Origin of the sequence: Morganella sp. TYF_1 (assembly GCF_043105645.1) — a bacterium.
Classification (GTDB): domain Bacteria; phylum Pseudomonadota; class Gammaproteobacteria; order Enterobacterales; family Enterobacteriaceae; genus Morganella; species Morganella morganii_B.
This window is the reverse complement of sequence record NZ_JBICLU010000015.1, coordinates 56,220-73,793: the sequence shown is the minus strand read 5'-3', so window position 1 is coordinate 73,793 and position 17,574 is coordinate 56,220. Positions and strand designations below refer to the sequence as shown.

The following is a 17,574-nucleotide window of genomic DNA, read 5'->3' as shown; positions in this document are numbered from 1 at the left end:
TTCTTCTCTTTGTCATTCCCCTGCTTTTTTCATCCCTTTACGCCCTTAACTGTTGTTCCCTCAGGGGCATATCGGCTATGCTAACGGGTCAGAAATTAACGAAACCCAATATTTTCATGCTGTCCGCCCGGTCTGGTTGTCAGTCCGTGTCCGGCAGTTCATCACCACAGGAATACCGGTGCCATGCAAGAACAATATCGTCCCGAAGACATAGAGCAACAAGTCCAGAGTCACTGGCAGGAAAAACAAACATTTAAAGTGACTGAAGATAACAGTAAAGAAAAATACTACTGCCTGTCTATGCTGCCATACCCTTCAGGACGACTACACATGGGTCACGTGCGTAACTACACCCTGGGTGATGTGATGTCACGTTACCAGCGCATGCTGGGTAAAAACGTCTTACAGCCGATTGGCTGGGATGCGTTCGGTCTGCCTGCGGAAGGCGCTGCGGTAAAAAATAACACCGCGCCGGCACCGTGGACCTACGCCAATATCGAATACATGAAACAACAGCTGAAAAAGCTGGGTTTCGCCTACGACTGGGATCGCGAAGTCACCACCTGTACGCCGGAATATTACCGCTGGGAACAGTGGTTCTTCACCAAACTGTATGAAAAAGGTCTGGCGTATAAGAAGACCTCCGCCGTGAACTGGTGTCCGCATGACCTGACGGTTCTCGCCAACGAACAGGTTATCGACGGCTGCTGCTGGCGTTGTGATACCCCGGTTGAGCGCAAAGAGATCCCGCAGTGGTTTATCAAAATCACCGCGTATGCCGAAGAACTCCTCAATGATCTGGATACGCTGGAAGACTGGCCGGAGCAGGTCAAAACTATGCAGCGCAACTGGATCGGCCGTTCCGAGGGTGTGGAAATCACCTTTGATGTCGCGGACAGCACCGAAAAACTGAGTGTCTACACCACCCGCCCGGATACCTTTATGGGTGTCACTTATCTGGCGGTGGCGGCGGGTCATCCGCTGGCACAGCAGGCTGCGCAGAACAATCCGGAACTGAAAACCTTTATCGACGAGTGCCGTAATACCAAAGTGGCTGAAGCTGAAATGGCCACGATGGAGAAAAAAGGCGCGGCAACCGGTATGTTTGCCATTCACCCGCTGACCGGCGAAAAAGTTCCGGTCTGGGTCGCCAACTTTGTTCTCATGGAATACGGTACCGGTGCCGTGATGGCCGTTCCGGCGCACGATCAGCGCGACTGGGAATTTGCCACCAAATACGGTTTAGCAATCAAACCTGTTATTCTGGGTGAAGACGGCAACGCGCCGGATATCAGTGAAGCGGCAATGACCGGCAAAAACACCCTGTTTAATTCCGGTGAATTTGATGGTCTGGATTACACCGCCGGTTTTAACGCGATTGCGGACAAACTGGTGGCACTCGGCGTCGGTGAGCGCAAAGTAAACTACCGCCTGCGCGACTGGGGGGTTTCCCGTCAGCGTTACTGGGGCGCACCAATTCCGATGGCAACCCTGGAAGACGGCACCGTGGTACCGGTTCCGGAAGATCAGTTACCGGTTATCCTGCCGGAAGACGTGGTCATGGACGGCATCACCAGCCCGATTAAAGCCGATCCGGAGTGGGCAAAAACCACCATCAACGGTCAGCCTGCCCTGCGTGAAACCGATACCTTCGATACCTTTATGGAATCCTCCTGGTATTATGCCCGTTACTGCTGCCCGGACTATGACAAAGGCATGCTGGACCCGGCGGCAGCCAACTACTGGCTGCCGGTCGATCAGTATATCGGCGGTATCGAACACGCCATTATGCATCTGATGTATTTCCGCTTCTTCCACAAACTGATGCGTGATGCCGGTCTGGTGAACTCAAATGAGCCAGCGAAAAACCTGCTGTGTCAGGGCATGGTACTGGCCGATTCCTTCTATTATACCGACACTGACGGCCACCGCGTGTGGGTGTCTCCGGAAGAAGCTATTCTTGAGCGTGATGATAAAAACCGTATCATCAAGGCAACAGATAAAGAAGGCCGCGAGCTGGTTCACACCGGCATGAGCAAGATGTCAAAATCGAAGAACAACGGCGTTGATCCGCAGATTATGGTGGAAAAATACGGCGCGGATACCGTTCGTCTGTTTATGATGTTTGCGGCACCACCGGAACTGACCCTCGAGTGGCAGGAATCCGGCGTGGAAGGCGCGAACCGCTTTATCCGCCGTGTATGGCGTCTGGTGTATGAGCATGTTCAGAAAGGCAAAACCGCGCCGCTGGATATCAGCAGCCTGACACCGGAACAGAAAGATCTGCGCCGCTCTCTGCACAAAACCATTGCCAAAGTCAGCGATGACGCCGGCCGCCGTAAGCAGTTCAACACCGCCATCGCGGCAATTATGGAACTGCTCAATGAACTGCAGCGCGCACCTCAGGAAACAGAGCAAGATCGCGCGCTGATGCAGGAAGCGCTGGATGCGGTTATCCGTATGCTCTCTCCGATTATCCCGCACGCCGGTTTCACCCTGTGGAAAGCGCTGGGTCACGAAACGGATGTTGATGATGCACAGTGGCCGGTTGCCAGCGAAGAAGCAATGATTGACGATACCAAACTGATTGTTATCCAGATCAACGGTAAAGTCCGCGGTCGTATCACGGTTGCCGCCGATGCGGAGCAGGATGCTGTTATGGCACTGGCCTCGCAGGAAGCGAATGTGGCGAAATACCTCGAAGGCGTGAGTATTCGCAAAGTCATTTATGTGCCGGGTAAATTACTGAACCTGGTCGTGGGTTAATTAAGGAGATATCGTGCGACATCGCATTATTACGCTGTTGCTCGGGCTTGCGGTGCTGGTCACCGCAGGCTGCGGCTTCCATCTGCGCGGCACCACGCAAATCCCGCCTGAACTGCAGAAACTGCAAATCAGCACCGGTGATCCGTATGGCGAACAGACCCGTGCTATCCGCCAGCAACTGCTGCTGAATAACGTTCAGATTATTGAAAGCGGTGATGCCACCCTCCCGGTTCTGAAGATCACCAGCTCTTCCGAAGACTCAGAAGAGACAGTATCTATTTTCCAGGACGGTAAAGCCGCTGAAAAAGAACTGGTTTATTACCTGAATGCCCAGGTCATTATGCCGAACGGGTCGGTCTATCCGATCAACGTCCGCGTTGACCGTTCATTCTTCGATAACCCGCTGGAAGCACTCGCAAAAGATGCGGAAAAAGATATGATCCGCCAGGAAATGCGTGAGCAGGCTGCCGCCCGTCTGGTTCGTAAACTGCTGATTATCCAGCCGTCCGAACAACAGAAACAGGCTGAAAATGCTGTAGCGGCTGAGATTGTCGCACCGAAGGCATGATAAAAGTTTCACCTGAGCAACTCATCACGCAGCTCCGTTCGGGGCTGCGTGAACGTTACCTCCTCTGGGGGAACGAACCGTTACTGCTCCAGGAATCCCGGGATGCTATCCGCCATGCGGCGCAGGAACAGGGATTTGACGAGCACTTCACTTTTTCACTTGAACAGCATACTGACTGGGATGCGATTTTTTCTGTCTGCCGGTCACTCAGTCTGTTTGCGGGACGGCAGACACTCACTCTGTATCTGCCGGAAAACGGCCCCAATGCCGCGATGGGCGAACAGCTTCTCCGGCTGGCCGGGCAGTTGCATCCGGATCTGCTGCTGATACTGCGCGGTCATAAACTGACCAAAGCCCAGGAAAACAGTGCCTGGTTTAAAGCGCTGGCACAGGATGGCGTCTATATCGCCTGTATGACGCCGGATCTGAACCGGCTGCCGCAATGGGTTACCGCGCGGGCAGCATTGTTACAGCTGCAGCCGGATGAACAGGCTGTCCGTCTGCTCTGCTATTGCTACGAAGGCAATCTGCTGGCGCTGTCACAGGCACTCTCCCGGCTGGCGCTGATCTACCCTGACGGCAAACTCACTCTGCCCCGTGTGGAAGCAGCGGTGAATGATGCGGCACACTTTACCCCGTATCACTGGGTGGATGCCCTGCTGGCCGGCAAAAGCAAACGCGCCTGTCATATCCTGACTCAGCTGCTGGCGGAAGATAACGAGCCGGTGATCCTGCTGCGCACCGTCCAGCGGGAAGTGATGCAGTTACTGACATTACAGCGCGAAAGCCGAAACCAGCCGCTGCGCACCCTGTTTGACAAGCACCGCATCTGGCAGAACCGCCGCGGTATGATAACCGATGCACTGGATCGCCTTGATGCGCATACCCTGCAGGTGGCGATATCCCTGATCACCCGTATTGAAATCCGCCTCAAGCAGGATTACGGACAATCCGTAAGTGATGACTTACTGACACTGACACTGCTCCTGAGCGGTAAAGCACAGACAGGACAGATCCTCTATGACGAACAACGCGGATAACCGGATTCTGGCGCTGTACGGCGGCACATTTGACCCGATCCACCAGGCGCACATCAATACCGTGAAAGCCATGGCGGCGGAAGCCGGTCTGGAACAGGTGATTTTACTGCCGAACAATGTCCCGCCGCACCGTCCGCAGCCGAAAGCGGATGCACAACAGCGGCTGATGATGGCACAACTGGCTGTTAACGGTGATCCGCTGTTCCTGGTGGATGACCGCGAACTGCGCCGCGATGCCCTCTCCTATACGGTGGAAACACTGCGTCAGTACCGGGCTGAAATTGGTTCACGGCGACCGCTGGCTTTTATCATCGGTCAGGATTCCCTGCTCACGATTGATACCTGGCATGAATGGGATAAGATCCTGACCCTGTGCCATATCCTGGTCTGCAAACGGCCGGGGTATTCACTCGATTTTCCGTCCGAACAGCTCGCTGACTGGTTTGTGCAGCATCTGGTCACCACACCGGAAAGCCTGCACAAGCGACCGTGCGGCTATATTTTCCTGGCTGATACCCCCCTGTTTCCGATTTCTGCCACCAATATCCGCGAACGGCTGAAAAACGGCGAGGACTGCAGCGATCAGCTGGCCCCCGCCGTTCAGGACTACATTCTGGCACAGGGACTGTACCGCTGACTCACCCCGCCTGCCGGGTTTTGGCAATCACAATCTCACGGATACAGACATCCTGCGGTTGCTGATAAGCAAACTGAATACAATCCGCGATTTTTTCCGGATCCAGACCTGACTGAATCTCTTTTTTCCAGGTCTGGTAATTCTGCTTAATTTCCTCATTAGTGGTATGACTCAATAACGGTGTTTCCACCACGCCCGGGGCTATGGTAATTAAACGGACATTTGACGGAGCCACTTCTTCACGGATATTTTCCGTTATCGCATGAACGGCAAATTTAGTTCCGCAATAGACTGAATGGCTCGGGAATGTTTTTCGTCCGGCAATTGAACTGATATTAATAATGGTGCCTTCCTGACGCGCAACCATATCGTGCAATACAATATTAATCCCGGTCAGTACACCGTTAATATTCACATCCACCATTTGCTGCCATTCGGCATAATCCTGATCATACGGATTATCCAGCAACATAACGCCCGCACAGTTAATTAATAAATCCGTTTTGCCGTACAGACTTTCCGCTTCCGCTATGGCGGCTTTCATTGCCGCAAGATCGGTCACATCCACGCTGCGGCACAGGCTGTCCGGCAGATGAAACCCTTCGGTAATCTGGCTGCGGCGTGCCAGTAATAAGACCGGATGTCCGGCCTGACTCATCCGTTTTGCCACAGATTCACCGATACCGGAACTGGCGCCGGTAATAACCACTAATTTTTTCATTGCATTTATCCTGAGAATATCAATAAAGTTGCATGATTTTATGCCTTGCTTTACATATATCAAGAAGGCAGATTTATTTCACAAAGTAACCTGAAGGTAACTAATGGACGATAAAATAAAGAAAATTGTAGTGGTCAGTGAAATAGAAGTGACGCTGTCAGTTATCGGCGGAAAATATAAGCCGTTAATATTAAATTTATTATCTGAAAAAACCGTTCAGCGTTTTGGTGAAATACGGGCTTATATTGTCAATATTTCACAAAAAACATTAACCAATCAATTACGCGAGATGGAAGCGGACGGCCTGCTGACCCGGACGGTCTTTGCCGAAGTACCGCCCCGTGTGGAATACACCATTACAGAAAAAGGCCGTTCGCTGATCCCGATTCTGCTGCTGATGTGTGACTGGGGCTATGAAAATATGGGTGACCGCTACACACTGCTGCGCCCGGAGTGTGACTGAGCCGGTTTTACCGGTTGCAGGATAGCCTGCTCACACAGATAATCTGTCTGATAGTGACGGGCAGTGCTGAGTAACAGATGTTTCACCACCGCCGCAGAGCCGGTTCCGGTACGGTAAGCCTCAATCGCTGCACTCATCTGCTGCTTTTCTGCCGGGCTCAGCAGGCGTTTAAAATAGCCCTGCATATGCATCAGTGCGTTGGTCATATTGGCGCGGGTCGCGGGTTGCGAAAATGCAGAAAGTAACATCTGCTGCCAGACTGCCGCCGTTTCCGCCAGTTCAGCCGGGGAGCGTGTTCCCGCCTGTGATAACAGTCGCCCGCTGCTTTTATATATCTGCGGTGAATAAGCCATCAGCGCGTATTTGTAACGGCTGTGCAGACGGATCAGCCCGCCCGCACTGAGCGGCGGATTCAGTGCCTGAGTCAGTTCCTGCTGTGCCTGCTGTCGCCACAACATGTCCTCATCATCATTTTCCGTCTGTCGCTGATATGTCATATTTTCCGCCTTTTTATCTGTTACGGAGTGACTATAGTACAAAGTACACTGTTTCTGTTTTCCCTGTCCGTACATTTCCTGATATTTCTTTAATCTTTACTGCTTTGTATTCCCTCTGTTCGCTGTTATTCTTGCGGTGCCGGCGGCAACGCAGGGTGAGCCTCGCAAAATTGCCCTCTGTAACGTAAAATAGCGATTATCCCCCGGCACACAGCAACCCCGCGCCGGAACTGCCACGGCAGTACGACTGACGGGGATGTGTTCTGTTATCTATTTATCCGGAATATAAGGTGAACCTTTTGCAAGGCACAGAATTACTTGAGTTTATTATTGATAAACTCGAAGACTCCAAAGCACAGGACATTATTACTATTGATGTACGCGGTAAATCCAGCATTACCGACCACATGATTATCTGCACCGGCACATCCAGCCGCCATCTGGCATCTGTCGCCGATAACCTCATCACCGACTGCCGTCAGGCCGGTATGATGCCGCTCGGCGTGGAAGGTCAGGGCATTTCCGACTGGATTGTTGTCGATCTCGGTGAAGCTATCGTGCATGTGATGCAGGATGAAAGCCGCCGTATGTATGAATTAGAGAAACTCTGGAGCTGAGTGTTGAAGTTACAGCTCATTGCCGTCGGCACCAAAATGCCTGACTGGGTCGAAACCGGATTTCAGGATTATCTCCATCGTTTTCCGAAAGATATGCCGTTTGAACTGACCGAAATCCCGGCCGGAAAGCGGGGAAAAAACGCGGACATCAAACGGATTCTGGAAAAAGAAGGTGAGTTAATGCTGGCGGCGGCGGGCAAAGGCAACCGGATTGTCACACTGGATATTCCCGGCGCACGCTGGGATACCCCGCAGCTTGCCGGGCAACTGGAGCGCTGGAAGCAGGACGGGCGCAATATCAGCCTGCTTATCGGCGGCCCTGAAGGCCTTTCGCCTGCCTGTAAAGCCGCCGCTGAGCAGAGCTGGTCGCTCTCCCCGCTGACTCTGCCGCACCCGCTGGTGCGTGTGCTGGTGGCAGAGAGTCTGTACCGCGCCTGGAGTATTACTGCCAATCATCCGTATCACAGGGAATAACCGCAGTGCCCGGTCTGAACGCGCCTGACGGCGATAAGAAAAAACACAAGCAACGGATGGACTTCCGCGATTACAGCGCGGAATCCGCCCTGTTTATCCGCCGAGCGGTGGTTGCATTTATCGGTATTGTTATTCTGTCTGCCGTACTGGTGGTGAATCTCTATCATCTCCAGATTAACCGCCATGAAGATTATCAGACCCGCTCCAATGATAACCGGATCAAACTGGTTCCGATTCCGCCGAGCCGTGGTCTGATTTATGACCGCAAAGGCACCCTGCTGGCGGAAAACAGAACCATTTATCAGCTCGAAATTGTGCCGGAGAAAGTCAGCGGCCTGCCGGACGTACTGAATGAGCTGCGAGAAATTGTCGATCTGACCGACGAAGATATCGCGAATTATGAAAAAGAGCGCCGCCGTTCGCGCCGTTTTACCTCTATTCCGCTGAAAACCCCGCTCAACCAGATTCAGGTGGCGCGGTTTTCGGTAAATCAGTACCGGTTCCCGGGACTGGAAATCAAAGGCTATCAGCGCCGTTTCTACCCTTACGGCTCCGCCCTGACCCATGTGATTGGTTATGTGGCAAAAATTAACGACAAAGATGTTGAGCGCCTGGATAAAGACGGTCTTTTACCGAACTATGCCGCCACCCATGATATCGGCAAGCTGGGTATTGAGCGCTATTATGAATCCGTCCTGCACGGTAAAACCGGCTACGAGGAAGTGGAAGTCAACAGCCGCGGCCGCGTGATCCGCCAGTTACACGAGCAGGCACCGCAGGCCGGGAAGGATATCTATCTGACAATTGATCTCGAATTGCAGATGTATATTGAAAAACTGCTGACCACCAGCCGGGCGGCTGTCGTGGTCAGTGATCCGCGCAACGGCGAAATTCTCGCACTGGTGTCCAACCCGAGTTATGACCCGAACCTGTTTGTGAACGGCATTTCCGGTCCGGATTACCGGGGCCTGCTTAATAACCCGGATCGCCCGCTGATCAACCGTACCACCCAGGGGCTCTATCCGCCGGCATCCACCGTGAAACCGTTTATTTCAGTGGCGGCACTCAGCGAAAACGTGATCACCCGTAACACCACGATTTTTGACCCCGGCTGGTGGCAACTGCCGGGATCGGAAAAACGTTACCGCGACTGGAAACGCTATGGTCACGGCAACCTGAACGTGGTGAAATCAATTATTGAATCGGCAGATACCTTCTTCTATCAGGTGGCGTATGACATGGGGATCGACCGTCTGTCCGCCTGGATGACCCGCTTTGGTTACGGCGAGTATTCCGGTATCGACCTGATCGAAGAGTATAACGGCGTGATGCCGACCCGTGAATGGAAACAGCGGCGCTATAAAAAACAGTGGTATCAGGGCGATACCATCCCGGTCGGGATCGGTCAGGGATACTGGACGTCAACCCCTATTCAGATGGCAAAAGCCCTTAATACCCTGATCAATGATGGTGTGGTGAAAACGCCGCACCTGCTGCTCGGTACCAAAGAAGGCAACGGCATGCTGCCGTATGAGCAGAAAGAGCATATTGCTATCGGTGATATTCATTCCGGCTACTGGGAACTGGCCAAATCCGGGATGTTCGGCGTTGCCAATGCCTCGAACGGCACCGGCCGCAAATTCTTTGCCGGTACACCGTACAAAGCCGCCGCCAAATCCGGTACGGCGCAGGTGTTCAGTTATGAAACCTATAACGCCAGCAAACTGGCGGAACGTCTGCGCGACCATAAATTAATGATTGCCTACGCACCGTATGATAACCCGAAAGTGGCGGTGACCATTATTCTGGAAAACGGCGGTGCAGGCCCGGCCGTCGGTACCCTGGTCCGCCAGATCCTTGATCACGTCCTGCTGGGTGATAACAACACGGTACTGCCGGATGCGCCGCCGTCGCCACCCGGCAGTGAAACAGAGTAATGCCCATGACTGATAATCCGCGCAAAGTATCCCTGATGACCCGTATGCACATCGACTTCCCGTTGCTGGTGCTGCTGCTGATCCTGCTGGTTTACAGCGCATTTGTGCTGTGGAGTGCCAGCGGGCTGGATCCGGAGATGATGGAGCGCCGTCTCGGGCAGATTTTCTCCGGCATCATTATTATGCTGATCCTGGCGCAAATTCCGCCCCGCGTGTATGAAACCTGGGCACCGCATCTCTATATTGTCTGTGTACTCCTGCTGGTTTTTGTTGATGTCTTCGGGCAGATCAGCAAAGGTGCGCAGCGCTGGCTGGATCTGGGGATAGTCCGTTTCCAGCCGTCCGAGATTGCCAAAATTGCGGTTCCGCTGATGGTGGCGCGCTTTATGAACCGCGACCAGTGTCCGCCGACCCTGAAAAATACCGCCATTGCCCTGCTGCTGGTGGTGGTACCGACTCTGCTGGTTGCCGCACAGCCGGATCTCGGGACATCCATCCTGGTTGCTGCCTCCGGTATTTTTGTGCTGTTCCTGGCCGGGATGAGCTGGCGTCTTATCGGGATCGCCGTGTTGCTGCTTGCCGCCTTTATTCCGCTGCTCTGGTTTTTCCTGATGCACGATTACCAGCGCGGTCGTGTGATGATGCTGCTCGATCCGGAAACCGACCCGCTCGGTGCCGGTTATCATATTATTCAGTCAAAAATTGCCATTGGTTCCGGCGGGCTGGCCGGCAAAGGCTGGATGCTGGGCACCCAGTCCCAGCTGGAATTTCTGCCGGAACGTCATACTGACTTTATCTTTGCTGTCCTCGCGGAAGAACTCGGGCTGGTGGGGGTGATCTTCCTGCTGGTACTCTATCTGCTGATCATTATTCGCGGGCTGATGATTGCCGCCCGCGCTCAGAATACCTTCGGACGGGTAATGGTGGGCGGTCTGATGCTCATCTTTTTTGTCTATGTGTTTGTCAATATCGGTATGGTCAGCGGGATCCTGCCGGTGGTCGGTGTACCACTGCCGATGATGAGTTACGGCGGCTCCGCCCTTATTGTATTAATGGCAGGGTTTGGTATTGTCATGTCAATTCATACACACCGTAAGATGCTGTCAAAAAGCTTATAATACATTACGAGGTTTTCATGCGTTTACAATGGATTGCGGTCACAGTGATGGCCGCCCTGCTGGCAGGCTGCCCGTCAGTGCCGCCGCCGGTCAAACAGACACCGCCGCCGGGCCCGGCAAAAGAGATCCTCGGTGCCGTACCGGCTTATGAGCCGCTGCATCCGGGCGTAAATAATGATTATGTCCGTAATGGTCAGCAGTATCAGATTGTCCGTGATCCGGAAAACTTCAGTCAGCAGGGCTATGCCTGGATTTACGGTCAGGCTCAGAACGGCAACCGGACAGCCACCGGTGAGATCATCAACAGCGCCGAACTGACCGCCTCCCACCCGACGCTGCCGATCCCCGGCTATGCGCGGATCACCAATATGGCGAATAACCGCATGATGGTGGTACGGATTAACGATCGCGGCCCGTATATGCCGGGCAAACAGATCGGGCTTTCCCGCGCTGTGGCCGATCGCCTGAACCTGCTGCCGAATACCAAAATTAAAATTGACCCGATTGTGGTGGCGGAAGACGGCTCCCTGAGCGGGACCGGGACTGTCGGTACCGTGGTCGCCAAACAGAGCTATGCCCTGCCGGGCCGCCCGGAACTGGGAAAAACCAGTGCGCTGGGGACGCCGGTAATCAACACCACCCCGGTGGTGCCGATCAGCAGCCGCCCTGTTATGGCGCAGCCGCAGCCGGAATCTGCCCTGATCCCGACAGTGAAACAGCCCGCAGCACCGGCAGAAACCCTGACTGAAAACACCGCCGCGCCTGCGCCGCAACAGGCCGCTGTCAGCGGTTACCGTGTCCAGGTGGGTGCCGTGGCAAGTGAGGAGCGCGCATCACAGTGGCAGAAAGAACTCAGCGACAAACTGGGGGTGCCCGGTATGACAGAATCCTCCGGTGATATGTTCCGTGTCCAGCTGGGGCCGTTTACCAGCCGTGAACGGGCCGCCGAAGTACAGGGACGCCTTCAGCAGCAACTGAATATGAATTCATTTATCCTGGCACCGTAAAAGCAGGCAGTGATAACACTACGCGCTGTCATGGCTGTTTTGCTATGATAGCGTTTCTTTTTCACCGGCATCATCAATGTTGTTTTAACACTCATGAAATACGCAACGACTTATCAACACCGCGCCGGGCGTCTGGCCGCTTTCGGTCTGACCCTGGCACTGAGCGCCGCAGCTTCTGCCGCTGATGTTCCGAATCTGAATACCACCATCCCGCCTGTTCCGGATATTGAAGCGGAATCCTATATTCTGATGGATTACCATTCCGGCAAAATACTGGCGGAAAAAAATGCCGATGTCCGCCGTGACCCTGCCAGTCTGACCAAAATGATGACCAGCTATGTCATCGGTCAGGCAATGAACACCGGTAAATTCACCCCGGACACCATGGTCACCATCGGGGAAAACGCCTGGGCGACCGGTAACCCGGTATTCCGCGGCTCCTCGCTGATGTTCCTCAAACCGGGCGAGCGCGTCAGCGTGGCGGATCTCACACGCGGCATCAACCTGCAATCCGGTAATGATGCCTGTGTGGCGATGGCGGAATTTGTCGCCGGTGATCAGGACACGTTTGTTGGTCAGATGAACCAGTATGTGGCACAGCTTGGTCTGAAAAATACCCACTTTAAAACCGTTCACGGCCTGGATGCCGACGGTCAGTACAGCAGTGCGCGGGATATGGCGCTCATTGGTCAGGCAATGATCCGTGACGTGCCGAATGAATACGCCATCTATAAAGAGCGCTCATTCACCTATAATAATATTACCCAGCAAAACCGTAACGACCTGCTGGGTGATAAAAGCCTGAATGCGGACGGGATTAAAACCGGTCACACCAACGGCGCGGGGTATAACCTGGTGGCCTCTGCCACCGAAGGAGATATGCGTCTGATCTCCGTGGTGATGGGCACCAAATCGGCCAAAGCCCGTAATGCGGAAAGCAAGAAACTGCTCACCTGGGGCTTCCGTTTCTTTGAAACGGTCAAACCGATGCAGAAAGACAACCCGCTGGTGTCTGAAATCGTCTGGTTCGGGGACAAAGACAAAGTACAGCTGGGAGTGGAAAATGATGTTTATCTCACCATTCCGCGCGGTCGCCTGAAAGATCTGAAAGCCGGTTTTGTCCTGATCGATCCGGAGCTGCATGCGCCGCTGGCGAAAAACCAGGTGGTCGGCACCATTAACTTCCAGCTCGACAACCAGATCATTGAAACCCGGCCGCTGGTCGTGACGGAAGCCGTCCCGGAAGGGAACTTCTTCAGTCGTCTGATCGACTATATCCGTCTGCTGTTTCACCGCTGGTTCGGCTGAGACTTGAAATCAGATGAACTATCCCCATATTTAGTTCATCTGACGTTTTGCTTTATTAAGGAGCACCCATGAAAACCAAACTCAATGAACTGTTAGAGTTCCCCTGCTCATTTACCTACAAAGTGATGGGTGCCGCTGAACCGGAATTAGTGAATGATGTTCTGGAAGTGATCCAGCGCCACGCGCCGGGTGACTACAGTCCGTCAATCAAACCAAGCAGCAAAGGGACCTATCATTCCGTTTCTGTCACCATTGACGCGACACACATTGAGCAGATCGAGAATCTGTACGAAGAATTAGGCGCGTTAGAGCGCGTGAGAATGGTGTTGTAACACCGTCATTTCTTCATCATTTCAGGCCGCCTTTCCGGGCGGCCTTTTTTTTATCCTGCTGAACATTTTATGCGCATCACTGGTACGCATTTGCCGTGCGCGTTATACTGCTGGCCCGGCATACCGAACTGAAGATACCATTTTGCAAAATAACACCATCGTTTTACGTCAGCTGGGCCTGCGGCCTTATCATCCTGTCTCCGAAGCCATGCACCAATTTACTGAACAGCGTACGGCGGACACCGGTAATGAGATCTGGCTGGTTGAGCATGAACGCGTTTTTACCCAGGGTCAGGCCGGTAAAGCCGAGCATGTCCTCGCCCCCGGCGATATCCCGGTGATCCAGTCCGATCGCGGCGGTCAGGTGACCTACCACGGCCCGGGGCAGCAGGTCATGTATGTGCTGATTGATCTTAAACGCGACAAAATCGGTGTGCGCGAACTGGTATCCGCCCTGGAGAACGCCGTGGTTGAGACGCTGAAACAATGGAATATTGAGGCTTACCCGCGCCCGGATGCCCCCGGTGTTTATGTCGGGGGTAACAAAATCTGTTCACTCGGTCTGCGGATACGCAATGGTCGCTCTTTCCACGGCCTGGCACTCAATATCAATATGGATCTCGAGCCTTTTCACCGCATTAATCCGTGTGGCTATGCCGGTCTCGCCATGACACAAGTGGCTGATTTTATTCCCGGTATTACCCTTGCGGATGTTCAGCCCGTGCTGACCGCACAATTCTGCAGGCAATTAGGATTCCAACTTACCGCAGAATAGTGTTATAATTTTTTTAACATTTTTAAAAAGATTTTTAAAAGATTGATGACTTTGTTACATTCAGCAGGCAGGCCGTCACCACGGCGCTCATCAATCACTATCCGATGAATCTAACCGGAAATGACATCAACATGAGTAAACCAATTCAGATGGAACGCGGTATCAAATACCGTGATGCCGATAAAATGGCGCTTATCCCGGTCAAAAACCTGGTATCAGAGACGACCGAACGATTACGCAAACCAAGCTGGATGAAAATCAAGCTTCCGGCTGATTCCCATAAAATCAAAGGGATCAAAGATGCAATGCGCCGTAACGGCCTGCATTCTGTCTGTGAGGAAGCCTCCTGCCCGAACCTGAGCGAATGCTTTAACCACGGTACCGCCACGTTTATGATCCTCGGGGCTATCTGTACCCGCCGCTGCCCGTTCTGTGACGTTGCCCACGGCCGTCCGAATGCACCGGATGCCAACGAACCGCAGAAACTCGGTCAGACCATCAAAGATATGGGATTGCGCTATGTGGTCATCACCTCTGTTGACCGTGATGATCTGCGTGACGGCGGCGCACAGCACTTTGCTGACTGTATCACCGCTATCCGCGACCACAGCCCGGCGATTAAAATTGAGACCCTGGTGCCGGACTTCCGCGGCCGTATGGATAAGGCGCTGGAAATCCTGACCGCCACCCCGCCGGATGTTTTCAACCACAACCTGGAAAACGTACCGCGTATTTACCGTCAGGTGCGCCCGGGCGCGAACTATGAGTGGTCACTGAAACTGCTGGAGCGCTTTAAAGAAGCCCATCCGGAAATCCCGACCAAATCCGGTCTGATGGTCGGCTTAGGCGAGACCAATGAAGAGATCCTCGATGTGATGCGCGACCTGCGCCGTCACGGCGTGACCATGCTGACCCTGGGGCAGTATCTTCAGCCGAGCCGTCACCATCTGCCGGTTCAGCGTTATGTCAGCCCGGAAGAATTTGAGGAAATGAAAGCCGAAGCAATGGCAATGGGCTTCACCCACGCCGCCTGCGGCCCGTTTGTCCGCTCTTCTTACCATGCTGATTTGCAGGCCAAAGGCGAAGAAGTGAAGTAATTTCCCGTCATTCTGTGAATACCGTAAACCGCCGCTGAAAAACGGCGGTTTTTTTATGCCGGGGTACAGGGACGAATAGCAGGCAAAGAAATGAAAAGCGTCTGCGCCATGGATGGCGCAGCCGAGCGTATAGGGACATATTTACAGCGTCTTTTCATTTTGCCTGCTATTCGTCAATTCTCAGTTGCTGAGAATATATGTGTTTATTTCTTTTGTGCTTTGCCTCTCTGCCGCTATTCCCCCCGCAACGGATGCGGATTATGATGCGTTCCATATCACATTATTAATGAGTAAATTATGAAACGTAGTGGCGTTTTATGTCTGACCGCACTGGCTCCCGCCGTCTGGGGCAGTACCTATCTGGTGACCACTGAGATGCTGCCTGCAGGCTACCCGATGACTGTCGCCATGCTGCGCGCCTTACCTGCCGGTCTGCTGCTGATGCTGTTTATCCGCCAGTTGCCGAAAGGGCTCTGGTGGGGGCGGATTTTCGTGCTCGGGGCGCTGAACTTCGCGGTGTTCTGGTGGCTGCTGTTTGTCTCGGCCTATCGCCTGCCGGGCGGTGTCGCCGCGACAGTCGGGGCCATTCAGCCGCTGATTGTGCTGCTGCTCTCCCGCATGGTGCTGGGCAATGTGCTGAAACCGCTGGCTGTGCTCGGCGCACTGTGCGGGATAGGCGGGGTGGCGCTGCTGTTACTGACACCGCAGGCAAAACTTGACACTATCAGTATTATTGCCGGATTAGCCGGTGCGTTCTCCATGGCCGCCGGTACGGTGCTGAGCCGCCGCTGGCAGCCGGATGTCTCACCGCTGACCTTTACCACCTGGCAGCTTACCGCAGGCGGATTACTGCTGCTGCCGGTCTCTCTGCTGCTTGAACCGGCACTGCCGCCGCTGACGCTGCTCAATATCAGCGGACTGCTCTATCTGGGACTGATTGGCGCAGCCCTGACCTATCTGTTCTGGTTTCGCGGACTGGCGATCCTCGGGCCGAATTCCGTGGCATCACTCGGTTTTCTCAGCCCGCTGACGGCGGTACTGCTGGGCTGGTTTGTGCTGGATCAGCAACTGAGCCTGTTACAGTGTGCAGGGGTTATCGTGGTGATCGGCAGTGTCTGGCTCAGCCAGGTTGCTAACCGGCCCTGATATAAAAAAACCCGTTACCATGGTGAGTAACGGGTTTTCGTCACGGTAATGTCGAATTAAAATAACGGCTACGGTATAGCGTGTTACAACTTAAATCGAGACAACGTTTGCGGCAGACGGGCCTTTCGCACCATCAACGATTTCAAATTCTACTTTCTGGCCTTCTGCCAGTGTTTTGAAACCATCATTCAGAATTGCAGAGAAGTGAACAAACACATCTTTGCTGCCGTCTTCCGGAGTGATAAAACCGAAACCTTTTGCTTCGTTAAACCACTTCACGTTACCTTTGCGCTTTGACATTCAAAAAAACCTTTTTACAAGTGATAGTACTTCATCAGTACCCGGCCAGTCGTTCTCAGACTGTATTGATCCTGCCGGGCAATCTGGTTTGAGACTAAACTACCCGCCGGATAATGACATTGTGAGAGATATTCCGCTGATATACCAGAGGATTTGTCCTGGTTATTTCAACGGTCAGCAAGATTTGCCACCTTTTTATTCAGATAATCCCCTCATGGCGCAACAGCCACTGCTTGATATCCAACCCGCTGCTGTAGCCGCCCATTGAGCCGTCATGTGCAATCACGCGGTGACACGGAATAATCAGACAAATCGGGTTACGCCCGTTTGCCATACCGACCGCGCGGCAGTAATTGGCAGAACCCAGCTTCAGTGCCAGATCTTTATACGACCAGGTGATCGCAAACGGAATGGTTGATAACTGCGCCCACACCCTGGTCTGGAATTCCGTACCGTGCGGATTAAGTTTTACACTGAAATCCTGCCGTTTCCCGGCGAAATACTCATCCAGTTCCTGAATGCACTGTCTGATATGCGGGTTATCACTGTCCGTGTGTTCCGGTGCAGTATCATCAAATCCCAGTTCAGTGATCCCCTGCTCATCCGCGCTGATAATGATAAAACGGCGGGGAAATCCGGTTGGAGCCTTTATATAAGTCGTCGCCATACGTTTGCCCTTTGTGCTGGTTTTGCTATAGCAAAACCTAATTATGATAAAGAGACAAACATCATTTACGTCATTCATCTCACAACAGAGAAAATAACGAGGCA

The 17,574-nt window shown here is 53.3% G+C and carries 19 protein-coding genes; 15 read left to right on the top strand and 4 right to left on the bottom strand.

The features are described 5' to 3' along the window. Positions 1 to 183 precede the first annotated feature (183 nt). Genes leuS through nadD form a run of 4 tightly spaced genes read left to right on the top strand, consistent with a single transcriptional unit; the run spans position 184 to position 5,011 of the window. A complete protein-coding gene (leuS, locus tag ACF8OF_RS05645; RefSeq protein WP_262859968.1) occupies positions 184 to 2,766 on the top strand; it encodes a leucine--tRNA ligase in 2,583 nt (860 codons plus the stop codon). A 13-nt stretch (positions 2,767 to 2,779) separates the two neighbouring features. Next, a complete protein-coding gene (gene lptE, locus ACF8OF_RS05640) occupies positions 2,780 to 3,334 on the top strand; it encodes an LPS assembly lipoprotein LptE (protein ID WP_262859969.1) in 555 nt (184 codons plus the stop codon). After that, on the top strand, positions 3,331 to 4,374 hold the full coding sequence (gene holA, locus ACF8OF_RS05635; RefSeq protein ID WP_274370919.1) for a DNA polymerase III subunit delta: 1,044 nt from the start codon (positions 3,331 to 3,333) through the stop codon (positions 4,372 to 4,374). The genes lptE and holA overlap by 4 nt, the downstream gene beginning before the upstream one ends. Then, complete coding sequence (gene nadD, locus ACF8OF_RS05630; protein WP_072871280.1) at positions 4,355 to 5,011, top strand: nicotinate-nucleotide adenylyltransferase; 657 nt, start codon at positions 4,355 to 4,357, stop codon at positions 5,009 to 5,011. Before holA ends, nadD begins: the two co-directional genes overlap by 20 nt. Before the next feature lies 1 nt (position 5,012). Here the strand turns inward: nadD and ACF8OF_RS05625 are convergent, their stop codons facing one another. Then, a complete protein-coding gene (locus tag ACF8OF_RS05625; protein ID WP_062772233.1) occupies positions 5,013 to 5,732 on the bottom strand; it encodes an SDR family oxidoreductase in 720 nt (239 codons plus the stop codon). Positions 5,733 to 5,835: 103 nt separating this feature from the next. Between ACF8OF_RS05625 and ACF8OF_RS05620 the strand changes: the two genes are divergently transcribed. Further along, entirely contained in the window at positions 5,836 to 6,195 is a 360-nt protein-coding gene (locus ACF8OF_RS05620) for a helix-turn-helix domain-containing protein (RefSeq protein WP_025153530.1), read from the top strand. Here ACF8OF_RS05620 and ACF8OF_RS05615 read toward each other — a convergent pair. Next, positions 6,165 to 6,692 carry a YbgA family protein gene (locus ACF8OF_RS05615; RefSeq protein WP_262859973.1) on the bottom strand — a complete coding sequence of 176 codons (528 nt, stop codon included), beginning with the start codon at positions 6,690 to 6,692 and terminating at the stop codon, positions 6,165 to 6,167. The two genes, ACF8OF_RS05620 and ACF8OF_RS05615, sit on opposite strands and share 31 nt — an antisense overlap. A gap of 290 nt (positions 6,693 to 6,982) precedes the next feature. Here ACF8OF_RS05615 and rsfS point away from each other — a divergent pair, with 290 nt between their 5' ends. The 10 genes from rsfS (at position 6,983) to ACF8OF_RS05565 (ending at position 16,503) form a co-directional block, all read left to right on the top strand. After that, positions 6,983 to 7,309 (top strand): ribosome silencing factor, encoded by a 327-nt coding sequence (gene rsfS / locus ACF8OF_RS05610; protein ID WP_080694358.1) that lies wholly within the window; start codon positions 6,983 to 6,985, stop codon positions 7,307 to 7,309. A gap of 3 nt (positions 7,310 to 7,312) precedes the next feature. Further along, positions 7,313 to 7,783 carry a 23S rRNA (pseudouridine(1915)-N(3))-methyltransferase RlmH gene (gene rlmH, locus ACF8OF_RS05605; RefSeq protein WP_004235593.1) on the top strand — a complete coding sequence of 157 codons (471 nt, stop codon included), beginning with the start codon at positions 7,313 to 7,315 and terminating at the stop codon, positions 7,781 to 7,783. 56 nt (positions 7,784 to 7,839) lie between these two features. Beyond that, the gene (mrdA, locus tag ACF8OF_RS05600) at positions 7,840 to 9,720 is read left to right on the top strand and encodes a peptidoglycan DD-transpeptidase MrdA (RefSeq protein WP_392496275.1); all 1,881 of its coding nucleotides are present in this window, start codon (positions 7,840 to 7,842) and stop codon (positions 9,718 to 9,720) included. A gap of 5 nt (positions 9,721 to 9,725) precedes the next feature. Further along, positions 9,726 to 10,838: a peptidoglycan glycosyltransferase MrdB gene (gene mrdB, locus ACF8OF_RS05595; protein WP_025153534.1), complete on the top strand. Its 1,113-nt coding sequence runs from the start codon at positions 9,726 to 9,728 to the stop codon at positions 10,836 to 10,838. A 17-nt stretch (positions 10,839 to 10,855) separates the two neighbouring features. Beyond that, positions 10,856 to 11,845 carry an endolytic peptidoglycan transglycosylase RlpA gene (gene rlpA / locus ACF8OF_RS05590; RefSeq protein WP_392495977.1) on the top strand — a complete coding sequence of 330 codons (990 nt, stop codon included), beginning with the start codon at positions 10,856 to 10,858 and terminating at the stop codon, positions 11,843 to 11,845. Positions 11,846 to 11,938: 93 nt separating this feature from the next. Then, positions 11,939 to 13,153 carry a D-alanyl-D-alanine carboxypeptidase DacA gene (gene dacA / locus ACF8OF_RS05585; protein ID WP_025153536.1) on the top strand — a complete coding sequence of 405 codons (1,215 nt, stop codon included), beginning with the start codon at positions 11,939 to 11,941 and terminating at the stop codon, positions 13,151 to 13,153. A gap of 68 nt (positions 13,154 to 13,221) precedes the next feature. Next, complete coding sequence (gene ybeD / locus ACF8OF_RS05580) at positions 13,222 to 13,485, top strand: DUF493 family protein YbeD (RefSeq protein ID WP_004235588.1); 264 nt, start codon at positions 13,222 to 13,224, stop codon at positions 13,483 to 13,485. A gap of 142 nt (positions 13,486 to 13,627) precedes the next feature. Beyond that, entirely contained in the window at positions 13,628 to 14,260 is a 633-nt protein-coding gene (lipB, locus tag ACF8OF_RS05575; RefSeq protein ID WP_392495975.1) for a lipoyl(octanoyl) transferase LipB, read from the top strand. A 131-nt stretch (positions 14,261 to 14,391) separates the two neighbouring features. Then, complete coding sequence (gene lipA, locus ACF8OF_RS05570) at positions 14,392 to 15,357, top strand: lipoyl synthase (protein ID WP_004235585.1); 966 nt, start codon at positions 14,392 to 14,394, stop codon at positions 15,355 to 15,357. A gap of 297 nt (positions 15,358 to 15,654) precedes the next feature. Next, entirely contained in the window at positions 15,655 to 16,503 is an 849-nt protein-coding gene (locus ACF8OF_RS05565) for an EamA family transporter (protein WP_392495974.1), read from the top strand. Positions 16,504 to 16,593: 90 nt separating this feature from the next. On the opposite strand, the gene cspE is transcribed toward ACF8OF_RS05565, so the two are convergent. Then, on the bottom strand, positions 16,594 to 16,803 hold the full coding sequence (gene cspE / locus ACF8OF_RS05560; protein WP_004235583.1) for a transcription antiterminator/RNA stability regulator CspE: 210 nt from the start codon (positions 16,801 to 16,803) through the stop codon (positions 16,594 to 16,596). 199 nt (positions 16,804 to 17,002) lie between these two features. Further along, complete coding sequence (locus ACF8OF_RS05555; RefSeq protein ID WP_392495972.1) at positions 17,003 to 17,470, bottom strand: methylated-DNA--[protein]-cysteine S-methyltransferase; 468 nt, start codon at positions 17,468 to 17,470, stop codon at positions 17,003 to 17,005. Positions 17,471 to 17,574: the final 104 nt, after the last annotated feature.